Genomic DNA, 20063 nt, shown 5'->3' with positions numbered 1-20063 from the left:
GCATTACTTGCCTAACCAGGTCAGCGAATAGCGATATTCACCGGCCGTCAGTAAAAATTCCGGGCTGACGCTTGGACTCCATGAATCATCACCGCCCACGCCCATTCGGAAAGCGTCAATATTCAGCCAAGTGCCCGCTTCTTCTTTCAGCAGATGGCGATGGCTGGTGTCCATCAACTGCTTCAGGCTGAAGCGGCTCAGGCCAAAGGAGAAATCACCGCGCAATTGCAGGTTGCCGTAATTCAATTCACAGGTGCCGCCGCGCGAGCCGTTTTCAGACGGGAACACGTACGGCGTGTAAAGCTGCGCCAACGGCAACTTCCAGCGAGAAAATTGCGCGGCAAGCTGGCGATCGGGATAGTTTTCATGCGGGCCAAGGCCCAACCACTCAACATTTGCTGAAACCTGACGCAGGCAGCAGCTCAGACCTATTCGCGCCGGAGACGGTAAACTGCTGGCAACCTGCACCTGCACGTCAATGCGCATTTCGCCCTCGGCAGTGATGCGATAGGTTTTACGGCTGATGAGCGCAGCCTGGGATGAGGCGACGCTGGCATTAAAGAAAGCGTGCTCGGTTTCAACACACACTGCATCGGCAAGGCGATAGGCCTGAAAACGCAGCAGTTGCGACTCAAGCTGATACATACCCGCTTTTTTCCAGCGCTCGACCCAGGCATGAGGATCAATTCTTGTCGCTTCACTGACGCCGATGTCATTATCCAGCGGCGCACGTACAAACTGGTCGACAAGCGGCGAAAGCAGCTGCTCTTCGCTGCCCTGCCACCACTGTTCAAGCAGGCCGCTGTGGCGATTGAACTGCCAACGCTGACCCCCCTGAATAACCTCAACACCGTCGGCATGTTGCTGCAGTTCGGGTGCGGCCAAATGTTCTTTAGCAGGCGCGGGCAAACTTAACGCACGCGGCAGCGGCCACTGATGCCAGGCACTGCGATGACCAGCCGTTGACCAGTCAGTGGCATCGGGTTGAGAAATATCAACATTCAGCCACAGCTCACCAGACGCAGTAACCGCCGGGAAATCGCCCAGCTCAATGCGCTGACGGCCCTGTGGTGCGATATCGAGCCTGATTTCACCCTGTTCTAAACACGCACCGTCAAGCTCAATACGCCAGTTCAGGCGCTCGTTATCACTGCGGCGGAACAGGTATTCGCTGTAGACGTCGATCACCAACGGCTGCTGACTGACCAGTTCAAAGCGGAAAAATTGCTGCGCGCGCTGGGCTTCGAAAAGCGCGGGATGCGGCGTACGGTCCTGAAATACCAAACCATTCATGCAGAATTGACGATCGTTGGGCGTATCGCCAAAGTCGCCGCCGTAGGCCGAGTAGCTCACACCGTCGTCGCCGGTGCGGGTCAGACTTTGATCGACCCAGTCCCAGATAAAACCGCCCTGCAGTCTTGGATGGTCACGAAACGCTTGCCAGTACTTGTCGAAGCCGCCGAGGCTGTTGCCCATCGCATGTGCGTATTCACAGAGGATCAGCGGACGAGTTTCATCCGGCATGCCGATCCATTTTTTAATTGACCACTTCGGCACCGCCGGGAATGGCTGATCCTGATCCACGCGGGCATACATTGGGCAGATAATGTCGGTCGCTGCGCTGTTGGCACCGCCGCCTTCATACTGCACCGGGCGCGTCGGATCGCTAGATTTTATCCAGCGATAAAGTGCATCGTGTGTGGATCCATGCCCTGACTCATTGCCCAGCGACCAGATAATAATGCTGGGGTGATTCTTGTCACGCTGCACCATGCGCGTCACGCGTTCGCTGAACGCATTGAACCACTGCGGATCGTCGGACAGGCGGTTCATCGGCTGCATGCCGTGGGTTTCAATATTAGCCTCGTCCACGACGTACAGCCCGTAGCGATCGCAAAGCCTGTACCAAAGCGGATGATTCGGATAATGCGAGCAGCGCACGGCGTTGAAATTGTGCTGCTTCATTAACAAAATATCCTGCAGCATGGTGGCTTCATCCACCGCCTGCCCTTTTTCAGAATGATGTTCGTGCCGATTGGTGCCGCGGATAAGCAACGGCTGGCCGTTAAGCTTGAGCAAACCCTGACTGATTTCGACGTAACGGAATCCCACGTCAAACGCTTCGGCCTCGATCAACTTATCCTCGGCGTCGAGCAGTGAAATCACCGCCCGATAAAGATGAGGCTGTTCAGCGCTCCACAGTAACGGCTTATCCAGCGGCAGACGCAGCGTGATTCGTTCGTGATAAGCCCCGCGCTCGTCAATAATTTCACTGCCCAACGGCTGCACGTCTTCAGCTACCTTCTGCTCGCCGCGCCAAAGTTGAACATTAACTTTTAATGCGCTCGCCGCTTCCTCGCTGGCCGCTACGCTAATTTTTGCTTCAAGCTCACCGAGTGAATAATTGGCGTGTAGATGGGTCCGCAGCTGGACGTCAGTTAACTGGATTGCCGGCTTATGCAGCAGGCTGACGTCGCGGAAAATACCACTCATCCGCCACATGTCCTGGTCTTCAAGATAGCTGCCGTCGCTCCAGCGCAGCACCATTACCGCCAGACGATTTTCACCGTCCTGCAGATATTGCCCGAGGTCAAACTCCGCCGGCAGTCGGCTGTCCTGGGAATAACCGACCCAGTGGCCGTTACACCACAGATAGAAGGCCGAATTGACGCCGTCGAAGATAATTCGCGTCTGGCCTTGCTCGCGCCAGGCGCTGTCTACCGAAAATGTGAGCGAATAACATCCCGTAGGGTTATCTTCTGGAACAAACGGTGGATTCACCGGAATAGGATAACGAACGTTGGTATAAATGGGCGCGTCGTAGCCCGACATCTGCCAGTTTGAAGGCACCTGCAAATCATCCGCATGCGGTAAATCCGCCTCAAGCCACTCGGCAGGCACCGCCTCAGGGCGGCTGAAGTAACTGAATTTCCACACGCCGTTTAGGCTGCGCAGGCTTGAGGAATTACTGTCCGCCTTGGCTTCATCAGCATTACGCCAGCTTTGAAAAGGAGGATGGGCCGGTAACCGATTAACCTGGGTGCAGACGGGGTTTTCCCAGTCGCGCCGCGCCAGCACCGCACTCAGCGGATTTAATGCCTCTTGTGTATAGCCTTTCATTACCCTACCTCACCAAAATGTTATGCGCTCACATTAATGTTTTTAAAATGGCTGCAGTCGAGGATGAAGTAAAGAAAGCTGCGTCAAGAAGGCGACGGGGATCACAATTTCAGCGCGATAGGTGCACGCGGGCTTAAAGTTGCTCGAGCTGGCGGGCGATACGTTTGAGTTCCAGCGCCAGTGACTGCGCAGAGTCGGGAGACTCTCCGGGGGCCGATGTTGTTTGGCGCAGCATCAATCTGGTATTGAGCAGCAACGAACCGGGACTGGTCTGCTGCGGATGTTGCAGCATCTGCACCATGCGGTTAACGCTTTCGCGACCGCTGAGGCGAAAATCTTGGGCAATGGTGGTTAACGGCGGTTGAAAATAGGCACTGTCTTCAGTGTCGTCATAGCCAACCACAGAAAGCTGCTGAGGTACAGTAACGCCCAGCTGGTGGGCTGCGCGGAGTACCCCAAGCGCCATTTGGTCGTTTGCCACCAGTATTGCGGTAGGCCTTTGCGGCGGGTTAAGCAGATTCAGCGCCAGCTGATAGCCGGAAGCCGAACTCCAGTCTCCATGCAGCACGCTAAAAGCCTCAAGCTGATGCGCGGTCAGGCCCGTAAGCCAACCCTCGTAGCGCAATCGAGCGGAGACTGACTCCAGCGGCCCAGTCAGCAAGGCAATCTGCCGGTGCCCAAGCGCAAGCAGATGCTCCAGCCCCTGCATCGCGCCCTCTTGTGGATCGAAAAGAATGCTGAGCAGATTGGCCTGAGGATCAACATCCAGAAACAGCACCGGCAAATTGCCACAGCATTGTTTCACCTGCTGGGCGTTGTCAGTTTCGAGCGGAACATTAATCAGAATACCGTCCACTCGCTGCGCAATCAGTTCATTGACGGCGGCGCGGCAGGACTTCAGCTGCAGGTCCTCAACCATCGAGATAACAACGTGATACCCCAGCTGATTGGCGCGAGTTTTGATAGCTGAAGCCCCTTGAGAAGGCGCATTGAGGGCTAAATTAGTGCTTGCCAGCCCAAGGGTGAAACTCTGTTTGCCGGCCAACTGCTGCGCCATGCGATTAGGCACATAGTTCAGCTCGTTCATTGCCGCTTCAACCCGTGAACGCGTTTTTTCAGAAACTTGTGCAGCCTGATTCAGCACGCGGGAAACCGTCTGATAAGAGACTCCGGCGTGACGAGCAACGTCATCGAGCGTAACAGATTTTGGCTTATTCAACGGCGGCTTCCTGACTGGGTTGATTAAAGACAATGCAAAGACTGCGCTCCGATAATAACAGATTTCTATTCTTATCGAGCAAGCGGCGAAACCTAAAGGCTTGCAGGCTTGCAGGCTTGCAGGCTTGCAAGGACTGCAAGGACTGCACCCATTTAGATCAACATTCGTCATTTATAAAGCAAAAAACGCTCACTTCACGCACGAAATCGAACTAACAAGCACAATGACTGGATGCCAATGAAAATAAACGCATAGCCTGTGAATCACATCAAAAAATAATAACATCAACCTTTCAATGAGTTAACCCTAGCCTCTCTCCAAACTTCCCACCCATGGCCCGAGAATTGCTAATCCTCATCCGGACAAATATTTCTACCTTTGGGGAAAATGGATGGATATGCAACAGTCACAAAGTCAGCTGAGAAGAGGGTTAAAAAACCGTCACATCCAACTGATCGCTCTGGGCGGTGCCATTGGCACCGGCCTATTTTTAGGTATCGCCCAGACCATCAAGATGGCAGGACCCTCGGTACTGCTGGGTTATGCTATCGCCGGGATCATCGCCTTCTTTATCATGCGTCAGCTCGGCGAAATGGTGGTGGATGAACCCGTTGCTGGCTCATTCAGCCACTTCGCCAACAAGTACTGGGGCGGATTTGCTGGCTTTATGTCGGGTTGGAATTACTGGGTGCTTTATGTTCTGGTCAGCATGGCAGAACTCAGCGCGGTCGGTATTTACGTTCAATATTGGTGGCCGGAAATACCCACCTGGGTTTCAGCGGCTCTGTTTTTTGTCGCAATAAACCTCATCAATCTCACCAGCGTTAAAGTGTATGGGGAAGTCGAATTCTGGTTCTCAATCATTAAAGTCGCGGCTATCGTCGGCATGATTGCCTTTGGTGCCTGGCTGCTGGCCAGCGGTCACGGTGGTCCGGAGGCCAGCGTGGCCAACCTCTGGCAATACGGCGGCTTTTTCCCCAACGGCATCAGCGGGTTGGTGATGGCAATGGCGGTGATTATGTTCTCGTTTGGCGGATTGGAGCTGATCGGGATCACCGCAGCTGAAGCAGATAACCCACAAAAAAGCATTCCGAAAGCCACTAACCAGGTTATCTATCGCATCCTGCTGTTCTACGTGGGCGCGCTGGCGGTGCTGCTGTCGCTGTATCCTTGGCAGAAAGTGGTGGAAGGCGGCAGCCCGTTTGTTCTCATTTTCCACGCACTCGACAGTAATCTGGTGGCCACGCTGTTGAACGCCGTTGTACTTTCCGCTGCGCTTTCTGTTTATAACAGCTGCGTGTTCAGCAATAGCCGTATGCTGTTCGGATTGGCAAAACAGGGTAATGCCCCTGCCGCGCTGCTGAAGGTGAATCGCCGCGGCATTCCGTTCAACGCGCTGAGCGTCTCGGCTTTGGCGACCGCGCTTTGCGTACTGCTTAACTATCTGATGCCAGGTAAGGCCTTTGAGCTGCTGATGTCCCTGGTGGTCTCTGCTCTGGTGATTAACTGGGCAATGATCAGCATCACCCACCTAAAATTTCGCAGCGCTAAACGTGACGCAGGGAAAAAGACACATTTCCCGAGTCTGGGTTACCCCGTGACCAACGCGCTGTGCCTGCTGTTTTTGGCCGGTATTTTGGTGATTATGTTCCTTACGCCGGGGATTCAGATTTCAGTCTGGCTGATCCCGGTATGGCTGCTAGTGCTGGCCGTCAGCTATCGGCTTAAAAAGAAGAAAAACACCGCCGCAGCGGGAAATATTGTAGAAATTAATAATCTATAAAAAGGGCGAGAAATGAAAAATTTATTACCTTGGGTATTGCTGGTCGCCACCGGGAGCGCCAGCGCAGCCTCTCATCTACAAAGCGTGGTGAAACAGGGTACGCTGAACGTTTGCACCACTGGCGATTATAAGCCTTATACCTTTTTGAAACCGGACGGCAGCTATGAGGGCATTGATATTTCGATGGCGGAGTCATTGGCAAAAAGCCTGGGCGTGAAGACCAACTATGTGAAATCAACCTGGAAAACGCTGACCCCTGATTTAGTGGCGGAAAAATGTGATATCGCGATGGGCGGCATTTCGGTCACGCTGGCGCGCCAGCAGCAGGTATTTTTTGCCGAGAAAATGGACGTAGACGGTAAAATTCCGCTGGTGCGCTGTACTGACGTCAAAAAGTATCAAACTATTGAGCAGATAAACAAACCGTCGGTACGCTTGATTGAACCGGCCGGTGGCACAAATGAGGCTTTTGCCCATGCTTATCTGCCGAAAAGCAATCTGACACTAACGCACGATAATGTCAGTATTTTCCAGCAGTTAGTCGATAAGAAAGCCGACGTAATGGTCACTGAAGCTTCTGAGGCACTGTATCAGAAAAAATCGCACCCTTCTCTGTGCGCGGTTAATCCTGACAAGCCGATGCAGTACGGTGAGAAGTCCTACATGCTGCCAACCGACGACATTAGCTGGAAACTGTACGTTGACCAATGGCTGCATCTGGCGCGTGCGACAGGCGAATATCAGAAAATTGTCGCCAACTGGCTGTAATCACTATTTTCCAAAAATCAGCATAAAAAAAGGGGCCATTCGGCCCCTTCTCTCAATCACAACGATAAAACAGTCTTAATTACAGACGGTCTACGTCGTTCAGTTCGTGGAACGCCTGCTCCAGACGAGTCACCATAGAGGACTGTGCAGAGCGCAGCCATACGCGTGGATCGTAGAACTTCTTGTTCGGCTTGTCTGCGCCTTCCGGGTTGCCCAGCTGGGCCTGCAGGTAAGCTTCGTTCTTTTTGTAGAACTGCAAAATACCGTCCCAGTTTGCCCACTGAGTATCAGTATCGATGTTCATTTTGATAACACCGTAGCTGATTGATTCTTTGATTTCAGCAGCAGAAGAACCTGAACCGCCGTGGAACACGAAGTCCAAGGAGTTGTGTGGCAGGTTATGTTTCTTGCTGACGTAATCTTGGGAATCACGCAGAATAGTTGGGGTCAGTTTAACGTTACCTGGTTTGTAAACACCGTGAACGTTACCGAATGACGCGGCAATCGTGAAACGAGGGCTGATGGCGCTCAGTTTTTCGAAAGCGTAATCAACATCTTCTGGCTGGGTATACAGTGCAGAGGCGTCCATGTGGCTGTTATCAACGCCGTCTTCTTCGCCGCCGGTGCAACCCAGTTCAATTTCCAGAGTCATGTCCAGCTTGGCCATGCGCGCCAGATACTTGCTGCTGATCTCGATGTTTTCTTCCAGAGACTCTTCTGACAGGTCAATCATGTGGGAAGAGAACAGTGGCTTGCCGGTCGCCGCGAAGTGTTTTTCGCCCGCGTCCAACAGACCGTCGATCCAAGGCAGCAGTTTTTTCGCACAGTGGTCGGTGTGCAGAATAACCGGCACGCCGTAATGTTCTGCCATCAGGTGAACGTGTTGTGCACCAGAGATTGCGCCCAAAATAGCCGCGCCCTGTGGTACGTCAGTTTTCAGACCTTTACCGGCGATAAATGCAGCGCCACCGTTGGAGAACTGAATAATGATTGGGCCTTTAACTTTCGCAGCCGCTTCAAGAGCAGCATTGATAGAGTCGGTGCCTACACAGTTAACAGCCGGAAGAGCAAACGCATTTTCTTTAGCAACTGCGAATACTTTCTGAACGTCATCACCAGTAAGAACACCTGGTTTTACGAAATCAAAAATTTTAGACATATTACGTTGTCCTGTTTCGTCGGTCGTAGATGGATTGAATCGGATTACAAAATACAGCGTGAGCGGGCGAATACTCTCACCCGCTCGCGATTATTACTTCTTGGCACGCTCTTCCAGCATCACAACGGCCGGCAGCTCTTTTCCTTCAACGAACTCAAGGAATGCGCCACCGCCGGTAGAGATGTAGGAAATTTTGTCAGCAATACCGAACAAGTCGATTGCTGCCAGAGTGTCGCCGCCGCCAGCGATAGAGAACGCGTCGCTATCGGCAATGGCGTGCGCCACAATTTCGGTTCCTTTACGGAAGTTAGGGAACTCGAATACGCCAACCGGGCCATTCCACAGAATAGTTTTGGCGTTTTTCAGGATTTCGGCCAGACGCTGTGCAGACACGTCGCCCATATCCAGAATTTGTTCTTCGTCTTTGATATCGGCGGTAGATTTCAACGTTGCAGTAGCCGTCTCGGAGAACTCGGTCGCCACGCGAACGTCGGTAGGAACCGGAATATCACAGGTTTCGAGCAGTTTTTTGGCGGTACCCACCAAGTCTGCTTCGTACAGTGATTTACCTACGTTGTGGCCCTGTGCGGCTACGAAGGTGTTGGCAATGCCGCCGCCAACGATCAGCTGGTCTGCAATTTTAGACAGCGCATCAAGCACGGTCAGTTTAGTTGAAACTTTAGAACCGCCCACGATAGCCACCATTGGACGTGCTGGATTACCCAGCGCTTTGCCCAAGGCTTCAAGCTCGGCAGACAGCAGCGGACCCGCACAGGCGATAGGAGCAAACTTGCCTACGCCGTGAGTTGATGCCTGCGCACGGTGGGCGGTGCCAAAAGCATCCATTACATAAACGTCGCACAGTGCTGCGTATTTTTTAGAAAGAGTTTCGTCGTCTTTCTTTTCGCCTTTGTTAAAGCGAACGTTTTCCAGAACAACCAGCTCACCTTCAGCAATATCCACGCCGTCGAGGTAGTCTTTAGCCAGGCGAACAGGAGAAGACAGTTTCTCTTTCAGGTAGTTAACAACCGGCAGCAGAGAAAACTCTTCGTTATATTCGCCTTCGGTAGGACGCCCCAGATGCGAGGTCACCATCACGCGCGCACCTTGCTTCAGAGCGATTTCGATGGTTGGCAAAGAGGCACGAATACGTGCATCAGACGTCACTTTACCGTCTTTAACCGGCACGTTGAGATCCGCACGAATCAGTACACGCTTACCTGCTAAATCCAGGCTGCTCATCTTAATTACAGACATGGTGAATCCTCTATTCTCTTTAAAGTTGCTGAGGGCGTAACCAGCCGTAGCCGATTTGCCTTACTAGAAACCGCTTGCGGACATTGCCAACGTGGTGTCGAGCATCCTGTTGGCAAAGCCCCACTCATTGTCGCACCAGACCAACGTCTTTATCAGACGCTGACCACTGACCCGCGTCTGTGTGCCATCGACGATGGCGCTGTGTGGGTCATGGTTAAAATCAGTAGAAACTAATGGTAGTTCGGTATAGTCAACAATACCACGAAAAGCACCATTCGATGCCTTTTGCAGCAGCTGGTTGACCTGCTCAACGTCGACCTTCTCGGACACGAAAACGCTAAGATCAATGGCAGTAACGTTGATAGTCGGCACACGCACCGAAATCGCCTCAAAGCGGTCACAGAACTTGGGCATGATACGGGTAATGCCGGCAGACAGCTTGGTATCAACGGGAATAATTGACTGGCTGGCTGCGCGAGTACGGCGTAAATCGGGATGATAGGCGTCAATCACCGGCTGGTCGTGCATCGCGGAATGGATGGTGGTGACCGTGCCGAATTCAATGTCGAACGCGTCGTCCAAAAGTTTGATAATAGGGATAATACAGTTGGTGGTACAGGAAGCGTTGGAGACGATGCGGTGCTCGCGTTGAAGCAATTGATGGTTCACGCCGTAAACGACCGTCGCATCAAGATCGGGTCCACCAGGATGGGCAAAAAGGATTTTCTTCGCTCCGGCGGCCAACTGCGCTTCGCCGTCTTGACGACTGCCGTAAACACCGGTGCAATCGAGGACAACATCAATGCTCAACTCGCCCCAAGGAAGCAGACTGGCATCGGGCTGGTGTAACAGGCGGATAGTATCGTCGCCAACGGAAAGCACATCGCCTTCCTGGCGCACGTCCCACGCAAAACGTCCGTGGCTGGAGTCGTATTTCAACAAGTGCGCCATCCCTTCAGGACTGGCCAACTCATTGATTGCCACAACGCTGATTTCTGCACGGCGACCAGATTCGTATAATGAGCGCAATACGCTACGGCCAATGCGACCAAAGCCATTAATTGCGATACGTATTGGCATACTTCTCCCTGTTACACGGTTGTTACCTAATTACGATAACCCTATAGTAATGCAGTGCGCCTTTGCGGTGAATCATCATCGCATCTTATTAGACGCAAATCAGAACTCTACACCCCAGCCAAGTTAAACATGTTTACGTCCAGCAAGCGACGTTTGCTTAAATAACCACAACTGAAACGGTTCAGCCGAGCATAAACCAAACTTTGCACAAAGGAAATATTTCGCCGCATTTTGGTTCGTTTTGCATTCCGTTCGCTGAAAAAACCAGCAGTAAAAAATTTTATCTTCGCCAGTGCGGAAACTATTCTATAAAAAATGTTATTTAAAGTGATTGATGCAAGTCATTAAGGTGAACATTTTTGAGTACATTTTCAGAACCTGAGTTGCCATAAAAAAGGCCCCGGCTTTCACCGGGGCCTTTTTAGGCCTGCTTCAAACAATCTCTGACGATAAAAGACTTATTTCAGCAGCGCCTGCGCTTTCGCGACCACGTTGTCTACCGTAAAGCCGAACTCTTTGAACAGCAGCTCCGCCGGCGCCGACTCACCAAAGGTGGTCATGCCCACGATAGCGCCGTTCAGGCCCACGTATTTATACCAGTAGTCGGCAATGCCCGCTTCCACCGCCACGCGCGCCGAAATCGCTTTCGGCAGGACGGACTCGCGATAGGCTTCATCCTGCTTGTCGAACGCGTCGGTTGACGGCAGCGACACCACGCGTACCCGGGTCCCCGCCGCGGTCAGCTTGTCGGCCGCTTCCACGGTGATACCCACTTCAGAGCCGGTGGCAATCAGGATAACCTCTGGCGTGCCTTCGCTGTCCTTCAGAATGTAACCCCCGCGCGCCACGTTCGCCAACTGCTCGGCGGTACGCGGTTGCTGGGTCAGGTTCTGACGGGAGAAAATCAGCGTCGTCGGGCCGTCGTTGCGCTCAATCGCGTATTTCCACGCCACCGCGGACTCGACCTGGTCGGCCGGGCGCCACAGGCTCATGTTCGGCGTCACGCGCAGGCTGGCCAACTGCTCCACCGGCTGGTGCGTCGGGCCGTCTTCGCCCAGACCGATAGAGTCGTGGGTGTAAACGAACACGTTGCGGATTTTCATCAGCGCGGCCATGCGCACCGCGTTACGGGCGTACTCCACGAACATCAGGAAGGTCGCCGAGTACGGCAAGAAGCCGCCGTGCAGCGCGATGCCGTTGGTGATGGCGGTCATGCCGAACTCGCGCACGCCGTAGTGAATGTAGTTACCCGCCTGGTCGTCGCCGATTGATTTCGAGCCGGACCACATGGTCAGGTTGCTCGGCGCCAGGTCGGCAGAGCCGCCCAGGAACTCCGGCAGAATTTTGCCGAAGGCTTCCAGCGAGTTCTGCGACGCCTTGCGGCTGGCGATGTTCGCCGGCTTGGCCTGCAACCCTTCGATGAATTTCTGTGACTCGGTTTCCCAGTTCTGCGGCAGCTTGCCGTTAACGCGACGGTCAAACTCGGCGGCCAGCTCCGGGTAGGCTTTGGCGTAGGCGGCGAACTTGTCGTTCCAGGCCGCTTCTTTGGCCTTACCGGCTTCCTTGGCGTCCCACTGGGCATAAATGTCCTGAGGAATTTCAAACGGCGGATAGTTCCAGCCAATCGCTTTACGCGTGGCGGCCACTTCGTCCGCACCCAGCGCGGCGCCGTGCACGTCGTGGGTACCGGCCTTGTTTGGCGAACCGAAACCGATGATGGTTTTGCACAGGATGAGCGTCGGCTTGTCGGTCACCTTGTGGGACTCTTCGATAGCCGCTTTAATCGCGTCAGGGTTGTGGCCGTCTACGTGACGAATGACGTGCCAGTTGTAGGCTTCAAAACGCGCCGCGGTGTCATCGGTGAACCAGCCTTCTACGTGGCCGTCGATGGAGATGCCGTTGTCATCGTAGAACGCGGTCAGTTTACCGAGCTTCATGGTACCGGCCAGCGAGCACACCTCGTGGGAGATACCTTCCATCATACAGCCGTCGCCCAGGAAGGCGTAGGTGTGGTGGTTGACGACGTCGTGGCCTTCGCGGTTGAACTGCGCGGCCAGCGTGCGTTCGGCGATGGCAAAACCGACGGCGTTAGCAATCCCCTGACCCAGCGGGCCAGTGGTGGTTTCAACGCCTGGGGTGTAGCCGTACTCCGGGTGACCTGGGGTCTTGGAGTGCAGCTGGCGGAAGTTGGCAAGCTCGTTAATCGGCAAGTCGTAGCCGGTGAGGTGCAGCAGGCTGTAAATCAGCATAGAGCCGTGACCGTTTGAGAGGACGAAGCGGTCGCGGTCGGCCCAGTGCGGGTTGGTCGGGTTGTGGTTCAGGTAATCACGCCACAAGACTTCGGCGATGTCGGCCATGCCCATAGGGGCGCCAGGGTGGCCGGAATTCGCTTTCTGCACGGCGTCCATGCTGAGTGCGCGGATAGCGTTCGCAAGCTCTTTACGAGAGGACATGTTCTACTCCAGGTCGGATTAAAAAAGCAGTCGAAAAAATCATTTTCTCAGACTACGTATTAAAACGGCAATCTCTATTACTGCACGGAACACACTTATCGAAGCGGCGCTGGGGGCATAGAGTTTTTAGTCTACCCAACTATATCGCCCCCGCTGGCAAAAACCAATCTTGGCACACGGCTTATAAGGAGATGTTGTTTGGCAGGTTGTTTTATAAAAACTTTCGCTGCCGTTTTGAAAATTTTGTGGCGGGATCGAAGCAGAAAGAAACAAAAAGACCCGGTATTACCGGGTCCTGATTTTCGTTAACGGCAAGCGTCTGAGAAATTATTCGCCTTTTTTATCGGCCTGCACGTGAAGCATTTCCAGAGCCAGCGTCGCCGCGGCCAACGCGGTAATTTCTGACTGGTCGTAGGCCGGCGCAACTTCAACGATGTCCATGCCCACAATGTCAAGGTCCAGATTTTTCAGGCCACGCACCAGTTTCAACGCACGGTCGGAGGTCAGTCCGCCAATCACCGGCGTACCGGTTCCCGGAGCGTGCGCCGGATCCAGACAGTCGATGTCAAAGCTTAGATAAACCGGCAAATCACCGACGATCTGCTTAACCTGCGCCAGAATATCGTCAACGGTGCGGTCATTCACCTGCGCCGCGTCTAATACGGTGAAACCTAGGTCTTTATCAAATTCGGTGCGGATACCAATCTGTACCGAGTTTTCAGCAGAGATCAGACCCTCTTTCGGCGCATGATAGAACATAGTGCCGTGGTCAAATTTGCTGCCGTTGGAGTAAGTATCGGTATGCGCATCAAAGTGAACCAGCGCCATTTTACCGAACTTTTTAAAGTGAGAGCGCAGCAGCGGCAGAGTCACAAAGTGGTCGCCACCGAAAGACAGCATGCGTTTACCGGAGGCCAGCAGTTTGTCTGCGTGCTCTTCCAGGTTGTTCACCAGGCTCTGCGCATCGCCGAATTCGTACACGACGTCGCCGCAGTCAACCACTTTCAGGCGGTCGCGCAGGTCGAAGTCCCACGGCCAGCGCTTGCCTTCCCAGGCGAGATTTACAGACACCTGACGGATAGCCGCCGGGCCAAGGCGTGAACCCGAACGGCCAGAGGTGGCCATATCGAAAGGAATACCGGTGATAACCCACTCGGCATCGCTGTCGTATGGCTCAAAATTCACCGGAAAACGCAGGAAACCAAACGCGTTGGAAACCAGCGAGTTATCAAACTTATGCCCCAAAGTGCTCATAACTTATCCTTTATATAAAAGCCTCGCGCGAGTGATGTTCCGCGAGGCCATGGTTCTCAGCCGTTGCTTAAATGTTGTCGTCTTCTAAATAAGTGTAACCGTACAGACCGCTCTCGAACTCTTCGATAAACTGCGCCTGAAGTCCTGCATCGAGGTCGGTTTCTTTAACCTGGTCACGAAAACGGGCCAGCAGAACGTTCGGGTCCAACTGCACGTATTCCAGCATGTCGGCCACGGTATCGCCTTCGTCGGACTGCTGCACTTCAACGCTGCCGTCAGGAAAAACAAACACGTCTACCGCTGCGGTATCGCCGAACAGGTTGTGCATGTTGCCAAGAATTTCCTGGTAGGCGCCCACCATAAAGAAGCCCAGCGCCGGCGGATTTTCAGGATCGTACGGCGGCATTGGCATGGTGGTTGCCACACCGTCACCGTCAACGTAGTGATCAATAGTGCCGTCGGAGTCGCAGGTGATGTCGAGCAGCACGGCGCGGCCAACCGGTGGCTTGTCGAGACCTTCCAGCGGCAGAACCGGGAACAGCTGGTCAATACCCCAGGCGTCCGGCATTGACTGGAACAGCGAGAAGTTAACGTAAAGTTTGTCGGCCATGCGCTCCTGCAGCTCGTCAATGATAGGACGGTGCGCACGGTTGCTCGGGTCGAGCTGCTTCTGAATAACGTTACAGATATTGAGGTAGATTTCTTCCGCCCAGGCGCGCTGGGTCAGGTCGAGAATACCGTGCGCATACTGCGAGTGAACGTCGTGCAAGTCCATCTGGCAATCATGCAACCACTCGCGCAGAGAACGACGGTTCTCTGGGTCGTGCATTTCGTTCCAGGTGTCCCACAGGCTCAGCAGCGCACGCGGTGCGTCTTCAGCAGGTGCCACCGGCGGCGTAAATTCATTACGCTCAACGCCAATGACGTTGGAAACCAGCACCGTATGGTGTGCGGTAACCGCACGTCCCGACTCGGTTATCACCGTTGGGTGCGGCAGGCCGTGCTCATTACAGGCGTCGCCAATACCCCAGATAACGTTGTTGGCGTATTCGTTCAAACCATAGTTAACCGAGCAGTCAGACTGCGAACGCGTACCTTCATAGTCCACGCCCAAACCGCCGCCGACGTCGAAGCACTGAATGTTCACGCCCAGTTTGTGCAGCTCAACGTAGAAACGCGCAGACTCACGTACGCCGGTAGAAATGTCGCGAATGTTCGACAGCTGTGAGCCGAGATGGAAGTGCAGCAATTGCAGACTGTCGAGACGGTCTGCGTCACGCAGCATTTCTACCAGCTGCAGCACCTGCGCCGCCGCCAAACCAAATTTGGACTTCTCGCCGCCGCTTGACTGCCACTTGCCGGAACCCTGCGAAGAAAGACGCGCACGCACGCCCAAACGCGGGATAACGTTCAGGCGCTCGGCTTCTTCAAGCACCAGCTTAATCTCGGTCATTTTTTCAATAACCAGATAGACCTTGTGACCCAGCTTCTCGCCGATCAGCGCCAGGCGAATGTATTCACGGTCTTTATAGCCGTTACACACGATAACCGAACGGGTCATGCCCGCGTGCGCCAGAACGGCCATCAGCTCAGCTTTAGAACCGGCTTCCAGGCCCAGCGGTTCACCGGATTCAACCAGTGATTCAATCACGCGACGGTGCTGGTTTACCTTGATGGGATAAACCAGGAAATAGTCACCCTCGTAGCCAAATGACTCACGGGCGCGCTTAAACGCTCCGTTAATCGAGCGCAGACGGTGTTGTAAAATTTGTGGGAAACAGAACAGCGCAGGCAGACGTTGACCGTCCTGCTCACGCAAGTCTTTAACCAGCTGTGCCAGGTCGACGCGAGCTTCAGGTACGTCCGGATCGGGACAGACGCTGATATGACCTAACTCATTGACGTCGTAATAATTATTGCCCCAATAGGCAACGTTATAAGTGCGCAGCATTTTGCTGGCATCACGGTCGTTCACGGCAACCTCCTGCATGGAGCGCAAAGAAACACTGTCGCCCGCATGAGACGGACGGTGGGAATGCATGTCATCAGACATAGTTAATACCCTTTTCTACACTGACAGCATGGCCAGCCACTATCGCAGTAACAACAGGTGAGAACAACCCAGACAAAGCCGAGAAACGCGCAGCAAAAACCGGACGCTCAACCCTGAAAAAAAGTTGTTCACTCATATAATTGTAAATCACGTTGTCAGACTCCGTGGAGCGAGTCAGAAGAAACCATGGGAGAACTGCCCCCAAAGGTCGCAGGCTACATCAATAATTTGGGGGAAAATGGCGTTTAGCCGGCCCGAGAATCTTGAGTAGCGCCGAGATGTCTGTGACTGACCTGTCTATAAGACAGCCGTGTAGAGACACGCTGTTTATAACATCGGATAGATGACAGAATTTTTTCACAGTGGTGGGACGCAGAAATTAAATGCGTCTGCTGGGGATGCTGTTGAAATGTAACAAGCGGTAAAAAGTGGGTCATTAACCTAACCACCTCCACAGGTGCCACGCAAAAGTGCGAGCATCCAGCCAAATATAGGGCAAAAGAGAACAGTAATTACTGGAATACGCTGCGTAATCGCCTAAAGATGAAAGATGGCAGCGCGGGGGCGTTTATACCGATAACCCTGTAAAAATGCAAAATGAAAATGAGGTCAAAGCTGTTTCGAACAGTGAATGTCACGCAAATTCGGCACAATATGAATACGACTGCAGTAAAAAAGGGCTGGCAATCACATTAAAAGCTGTCCTAAAATAGCCATCCAGATGTTAATCCGTCCATACCCAAAGCGATTTGGAGTATACTCTGACAAACCGTCAAACGGCTTCAGGATGGGCTTCAAATCTGTCCTTTTTCAAGTTGCCTAGTTTGGCAGCAATCTCTAACCGTCGTATGAAAGGTAAAGAAGATAATGGCTAAACACCTCTTTACGTCCGAATCTGTTTCAGAAGGACATCCAGACAAAATCGCAGACCAAATCTCTGATGCCGTTCTCGACGCGATTTTAGAACAAGATCCAAAAGCGCGCGTAGCGTGCGAAACCTACGTTAAAACCGGTATGGTTTTAGTGGGGGGCGAAGTGACCACCAGCGCTTGGGTAGACATCGAAGAGATTACCCGTAATACCATCCGTGAAATCGGATACGTCAACTCTGAAATGGGCTTTGACGCCAACTCTTGCGCCGTGCTGAGCGCCATTGGTAAGCAATCTCCTGATATCAATCAGGGCGTTGACCGCAGCGATCCCCTTGAGCAAGGCGCTGGCGACCAGGGCCTAATGTTTGGTTATGCGACCAACGAAACCGACGTGTTGATGCCAGCACCCGTGACCTACGCACACCGTTTAGTGCAGCAACAGGCCGCAGTGCGCAAATCAGGCTCACTGCCTTGGCTGCGTCCGGATGCAAAAAGTCAGATCACTTTCCAGTATGACGATGGCAAAATCGTCGGTATTGACGCCGTTGTGCTGTCTACTCAGCACTCTGAAGACGTTAACCTGAAAGATCTGCAAGAAGCCGTGATGGAAGAAATCATCAAGCCGGTTCTGCCTACCGAATGGCTGAACGCTTCTACCAAATTCCATATCAACCCGACTGGCCGTTTTGTTATTGGTGGCCCAATGGGTGACTGCGGTCTGACCGGTCGTAAAATTATCGTTGATACCTACGGCGGTATGGCGCGTCACGGCGGCGGTGCTTTCTCTGGTAAGGATCCTTCCAAGGTTGACCGTTCTGCTGCTTATGCCGCACGCTACGTTGCGAAAAACATCGTTGCCGCTGGCCTGGCTGACCGTTGTGAAATCCAGGTTTCCTACGCTATCGGCGTTGCAGAACCGACCTCTATCATGGTTGAAACCTTCGGCACGGGTAAAATCTCTAACGAACAGCTGACTCTGCTGGTTCGCGAGTTCTTCGACCTGCGCCCATACGGTTTGATTCAGATGCTTGATCTGCTGCACCCAATCTATAAAGAAACGGCTGCTTATGGTCACTTCGGTCGTGAACATTTCCCTTGGGAAAAAACCGACAAAGCCGCTCAGCTGCGTGAAGCCGCCGGCCTATAATGGGTTCGACGGTGTAATGCGCCTCAGTCAACAACACAACCCTGCCCTTAGACGGCGGGGTTTTTTTATGCCCAATAACGTCACGCTAGCATTAAGAATTAGGCTAAAATGAAAACGGTTACAGAATATAAATGCTTACTAATTAGTTAATTACAGAAATAATCACTAACAGTTTCTCAGGAATTGATTGATTTAAATCAAGGGATAGACTAAAACTCTACATCGCTAACGCGCCCACCTAGACAAAGTCATAAAAGAGCTCGCCAGAACCCGTTTGTCCACGTACGTTTAAGTGTAAGCGATTACAACTCTGTGATCTGGCGCACTTTATGGCGGTGCAAGGGCAAATAACATAGCTGGCAAAGTATTATAGCCATTTTTCGGAGGCAGGATGAGTAACTCAACGTCATATAAGACAGGGAAGCGCTCTAACAAGAGTGTGACTTTTTTTGTCTGTTTTCTCGCCGCATTGGCTGGGCTGCTGTTCGGTCTGGACATCGGGGTCATAGCAGGCGCCCTTCCGTTTATCAGTCACGATTTCCAAATTTCCAGCCATGAGCAGGAGTGGGTCGTCAGCTCCATGATGTTTGGCGCCGCAGTAGGTGCCGTCGGCAGTGGTTGGATGAACTTCCGTATTGGTCGTAAGTATAGTCTGATGATCGGTGCCGTGCTGTTCGTCATCGGCTCACTGGCTTCGGCCCTGTCACCCAATACTGACGTTCTGATTGTTGCGCGCGTGCTGCTGGGCTTGGCAGTCGGCGTAGCCTCTTATACCGCACCGCTGTATCTTTCTGAAATTGCGCCTGAAAAAATTCGTGGCAGCATGATTTCAATGTATCAGCTGATGATAACCATCGGTATTCTGGCGGCCTATCTGTCTGATACCGGCTTCAGCTACACCGGCGCATGGCGCTGGATGCTGGGCGTTATCACTATTCCGGCCCTGCTGCTGCTGGTTGGCGTGTTCTTCCTGCCGGACAGTCCGCGCTGGTTGGCGGCCCGTGGCAACGATGATAAAGCACGTCGCGTGCTCGAAAAACTGCGCGACACCAGCGAGCAGGCCAAAAAAGAGCTGAATGAAATCCGTGAAAGCCTGAAAGTGAAACAAGGCGGCTGGTCACTGTTTACGGCCAACAAAAACTTCCGCCGCGCTGTGTACCTCGGTGTTCTGCTACAGGTCATGCAGCAGTTTACCGGCATGAACGTCATCATGTACTACGCACCAAAAATCTTCGGTCTGGCTGGTTTTGCCAGCAATTCACAGCAGATGTGGGGCACGGTTATCGTCGGTCTGGTTAACGTATTGGCCACCTTTATCGCCATCGGCCTGGTTGACCGCTGGGGACGCAAGCCTACGCTGATTCTGGGCTTCCTGGTCATGGCAGTAGGTATGGGCGTGTTGGGCACCATGCTGCACATTGGCGTAGAGTCCATGGGTGCCAAATACTTCTCTATCGCCATGCTGCTGATGTTTATTGTCGGCTTCGCAATGAGCGCCGGGCCGTTGATTTGGGTACTGTGTTCTGAAATTCAGCCGCTTAAAGGCCGTGATTTCGGTATCACCGTTTCAACGGCCACCAACTGGATTGCTAACATGATCGTCGGTGCAACCTTCCTGACCATGCTCGACAATCTGGGCAACGCCAATACCTTCTGGGTCTATGGCGCGCTGAATCTGGTGTTTATCTTCATCACCCTGGCGCTTATTCCTGAAACCAAAAACGTTTCTCTGGAACATATCGAGCGTAACCTGATGAGCGGTAAAGCGCTGAAAAACATCGGTGAATAACACACTCGGGCTTGTTGCATAACATCCATAAAGGCACTCATTGAGTGCCTTTATTTTTTTGCCCACCAATGTTCTTGCACAAACCTTGCTGTCGGATTTATGCTTAAAA

Annotated in this window: 12 protein-coding genes; 4 read left to right on the top strand and 8 right to left on the bottom strand. The window is 53.0% G+C overall.

The features are described from left to right. Window positions 1-3: 3 nt before the first annotated feature. Both GA565_RS04760 and GA565_RS04755 read right to left on the bottom strand, forming a co-directional pair. A complete protein-coding gene (locus GA565_RS04760) occupies window positions 4-3120 on the bottom strand; it encodes a beta-galactosidase (RefSeq protein WP_152197552.1) in 3117 nt (1038 codons plus the stop codon). Window positions 3121-3253: 133 nt separating this feature from the next. Next, window positions 3254-4339: a LacI family DNA-binding transcriptional regulator gene (locus GA565_RS04755; protein ID WP_152197551.1), complete on the bottom strand. Its 1086-nt coding sequence runs from the start codon at window positions 4337-4339 to the stop codon at window positions 3254-3256. 391 nt (window positions 4340-4730) lie between these two features. Here GA565_RS04755 and GA565_RS04750 point away from each other — a divergent pair, with 391 nt between their 5' ends. Both GA565_RS04750 and GA565_RS04745 read left to right on the top strand, forming a co-directional pair. Next, the gene (locus GA565_RS04750; protein ID WP_152197550.1) at window positions 4731-6122 is read left to right on the top strand and encodes an amino acid permease; all 1392 of its coding nucleotides are present in this window, start codon (window positions 4731-4733) and stop codon (window positions 6120-6122) included. Between the two features lie 12 nt (window positions 6123-6134). After that, window positions 6135-6890, top strand: a complete 756-nt coding sequence (locus GA565_RS04745) for a transporter substrate-binding domain-containing protein (protein WP_152197549.1) — start codon at window positions 6135-6137, stop codon at window positions 6888-6890. Window positions 6891-6969: 79 nt separating this feature from the next. On the opposite strand, the gene fbaA is transcribed toward GA565_RS04745, so the two are convergent. The 6 genes from fbaA to speA all read right to left on the bottom strand — a co-directional run bounded on the left by fbaA (window position 6970) and on the right by speA (window position 16146). After that, window positions 6970-8049 (bottom strand): class II fructose-bisphosphate aldolase, encoded by a 1080-nt coding sequence (fbaA, locus tag GA565_RS04740; protein WP_055772568.1) that lies wholly within the window; start codon window positions 8047-8049, stop codon window positions 6970-6972. A 93-nt stretch (window positions 8050-8142) separates the two neighbouring features. After that, window positions 8143-9306, bottom strand: a complete 1164-nt coding sequence (gene pgk / locus GA565_RS04735; protein ID WP_152197548.1) for a phosphoglycerate kinase — start codon at window positions 9304-9306, stop codon at window positions 8143-8145. A 63-nt stretch (window positions 9307-9369) separates the two neighbouring features. Then, complete coding sequence (gene epd / locus GA565_RS04730) at window positions 9370-10386, bottom strand: erythrose-4-phosphate dehydrogenase (protein WP_152197547.1); 1017 nt, start codon at window positions 10384-10386, stop codon at window positions 9370-9372. A gap of 458 nt (window positions 10387-10844) precedes the next feature. After that, window positions 10845-12839 carry a transketolase gene (gene tkt, locus GA565_RS04725; RefSeq protein WP_152197546.1) on the bottom strand — a complete coding sequence of 665 codons (1995 nt, stop codon included), beginning with the start codon at window positions 12837-12839 and terminating at the stop codon, window positions 10845-10847. A gap of 327 nt (window positions 12840-13166) precedes the next feature. Beyond that, a complete protein-coding gene (speB, locus tag GA565_RS04720; protein WP_152197545.1) occupies window positions 13167-14093 on the bottom strand; it encodes an agmatinase in 927 nt (308 codons plus the stop codon). 67 nt (window positions 14094-14160) lie between these two features. Then, a complete protein-coding gene (speA, locus tag GA565_RS04715; protein WP_152197544.1) occupies window positions 14161-16146 on the bottom strand; it encodes a biosynthetic arginine decarboxylase in 1986 nt (661 codons plus the stop codon). An 867-nt stretch (window positions 16147-17013) separates the two neighbouring features. Between speA and metK the strand changes: the two genes are divergently transcribed. Next, window positions 17014-18165, top strand: coding sequence for a methionine adenosyltransferase (gene metK, locus GA565_RS04710; protein WP_152197543.1), 1152 nt, complete (start codon window positions 17014-17016; stop codon window positions 18163-18165). 391 nt (window positions 18166-18556) lie between these two features. Beyond that, on the top strand, window positions 18557-19954 hold the full coding sequence (locus tag GA565_RS04705) for a sugar porter family MFS transporter (protein WP_152197542.1): 1398 nt from the start codon (window positions 18557-18559) through the stop codon (window positions 19952-19954). The last annotated feature ends 109 nt before the right edge of the window (window positions 19955-20063 follow it).

Source organism: Rouxiella sp. S1S-2, from assembly GCF_009208105.1.
In the GTDB taxonomy this organism is placed as follows: Bacteria; Pseudomonadota; Gammaproteobacteria; order Enterobacterales; family Enterobacteriaceae; genus Rouxiella.
Note: the sequence above shows the minus strand (reverse complement) of the source record. Positions and strands in the feature narration are given on the sequence as shown.

What these genes read in the sequence shown, in the direction of transcription:
- GA565_RS04760 (WP_152197552.1), bottom strand. Translation starts at nt 3,120, where the DNA reads ATGAAAGGCTATACACAAGAGGCATTAAATCCGCTGAGTGCGGTGCTG.
- GA565_RS04750 (WP_152197550.1), top strand. Translation starts at nt 4,731, where the DNA reads ATGGATATGCAACAGTCACAAAGTCAGCTGAGAAGAGGGTTAAAAAAC.
- GA565_RS04745 (WP_152197549.1), top strand. Translation starts at nt 6,135, where the DNA reads ATGAAAAATTTATTACCTTGGGTATTGCTGGTCGCCACCGGGAGCGCC.
- fbaA (WP_055772568.1), bottom strand. Translation starts at nt 8,049, where the DNA reads ATGTCTAAAATTTTTGATTTCGTAAAACCAGGTGTTCTTACTGGTGAT.
- pgk (WP_152197548.1), bottom strand. Translation starts at nt 9,306, where the DNA reads ATGTCTGTAATTAAGATGAGCAGCCTGGATTTAGCAGGTAAGCGTGTA.
- epd (WP_152197547.1), bottom strand. Translation starts at nt 10,386, where the DNA reads ATGCCAATACGTATCGCAATTAATGGCTTTGGTCGCATTGGCCGTAGC.
- tkt (WP_152197546.1), bottom strand. Translation starts at nt 12,839, where the DNA reads ATGTCCTCTCGTAAAGAGCTTGCGAACGCTATCCGCGCACTCAGCATG.
- speB (WP_152197545.1), bottom strand. Translation starts at nt 14,093, where the DNA reads ATGAGCACTTTGGGGCATAAGTTTGATAACTCGCTGGTTTCCAACGCG.
- speA (WP_152197544.1), bottom strand. Translation starts at nt 16,146, where the DNA reads ATGTCTGATGACATGCATTCCCACCGTCCGTCTCATGCGGGCGACAGT.
- metK (WP_152197543.1), top strand. Translation starts at nt 17,014, where the DNA reads ATGGCTAAACACCTCTTTACGTCCGAATCTGTTTCAGAAGGACATCCA.
- GA565_RS04705 (WP_152197542.1), top strand. Translation starts at nt 18,557, where the DNA reads ATGAGTAACTCAACGTCATATAAGACAGGGAAGCGCTCTAACAAGAGT.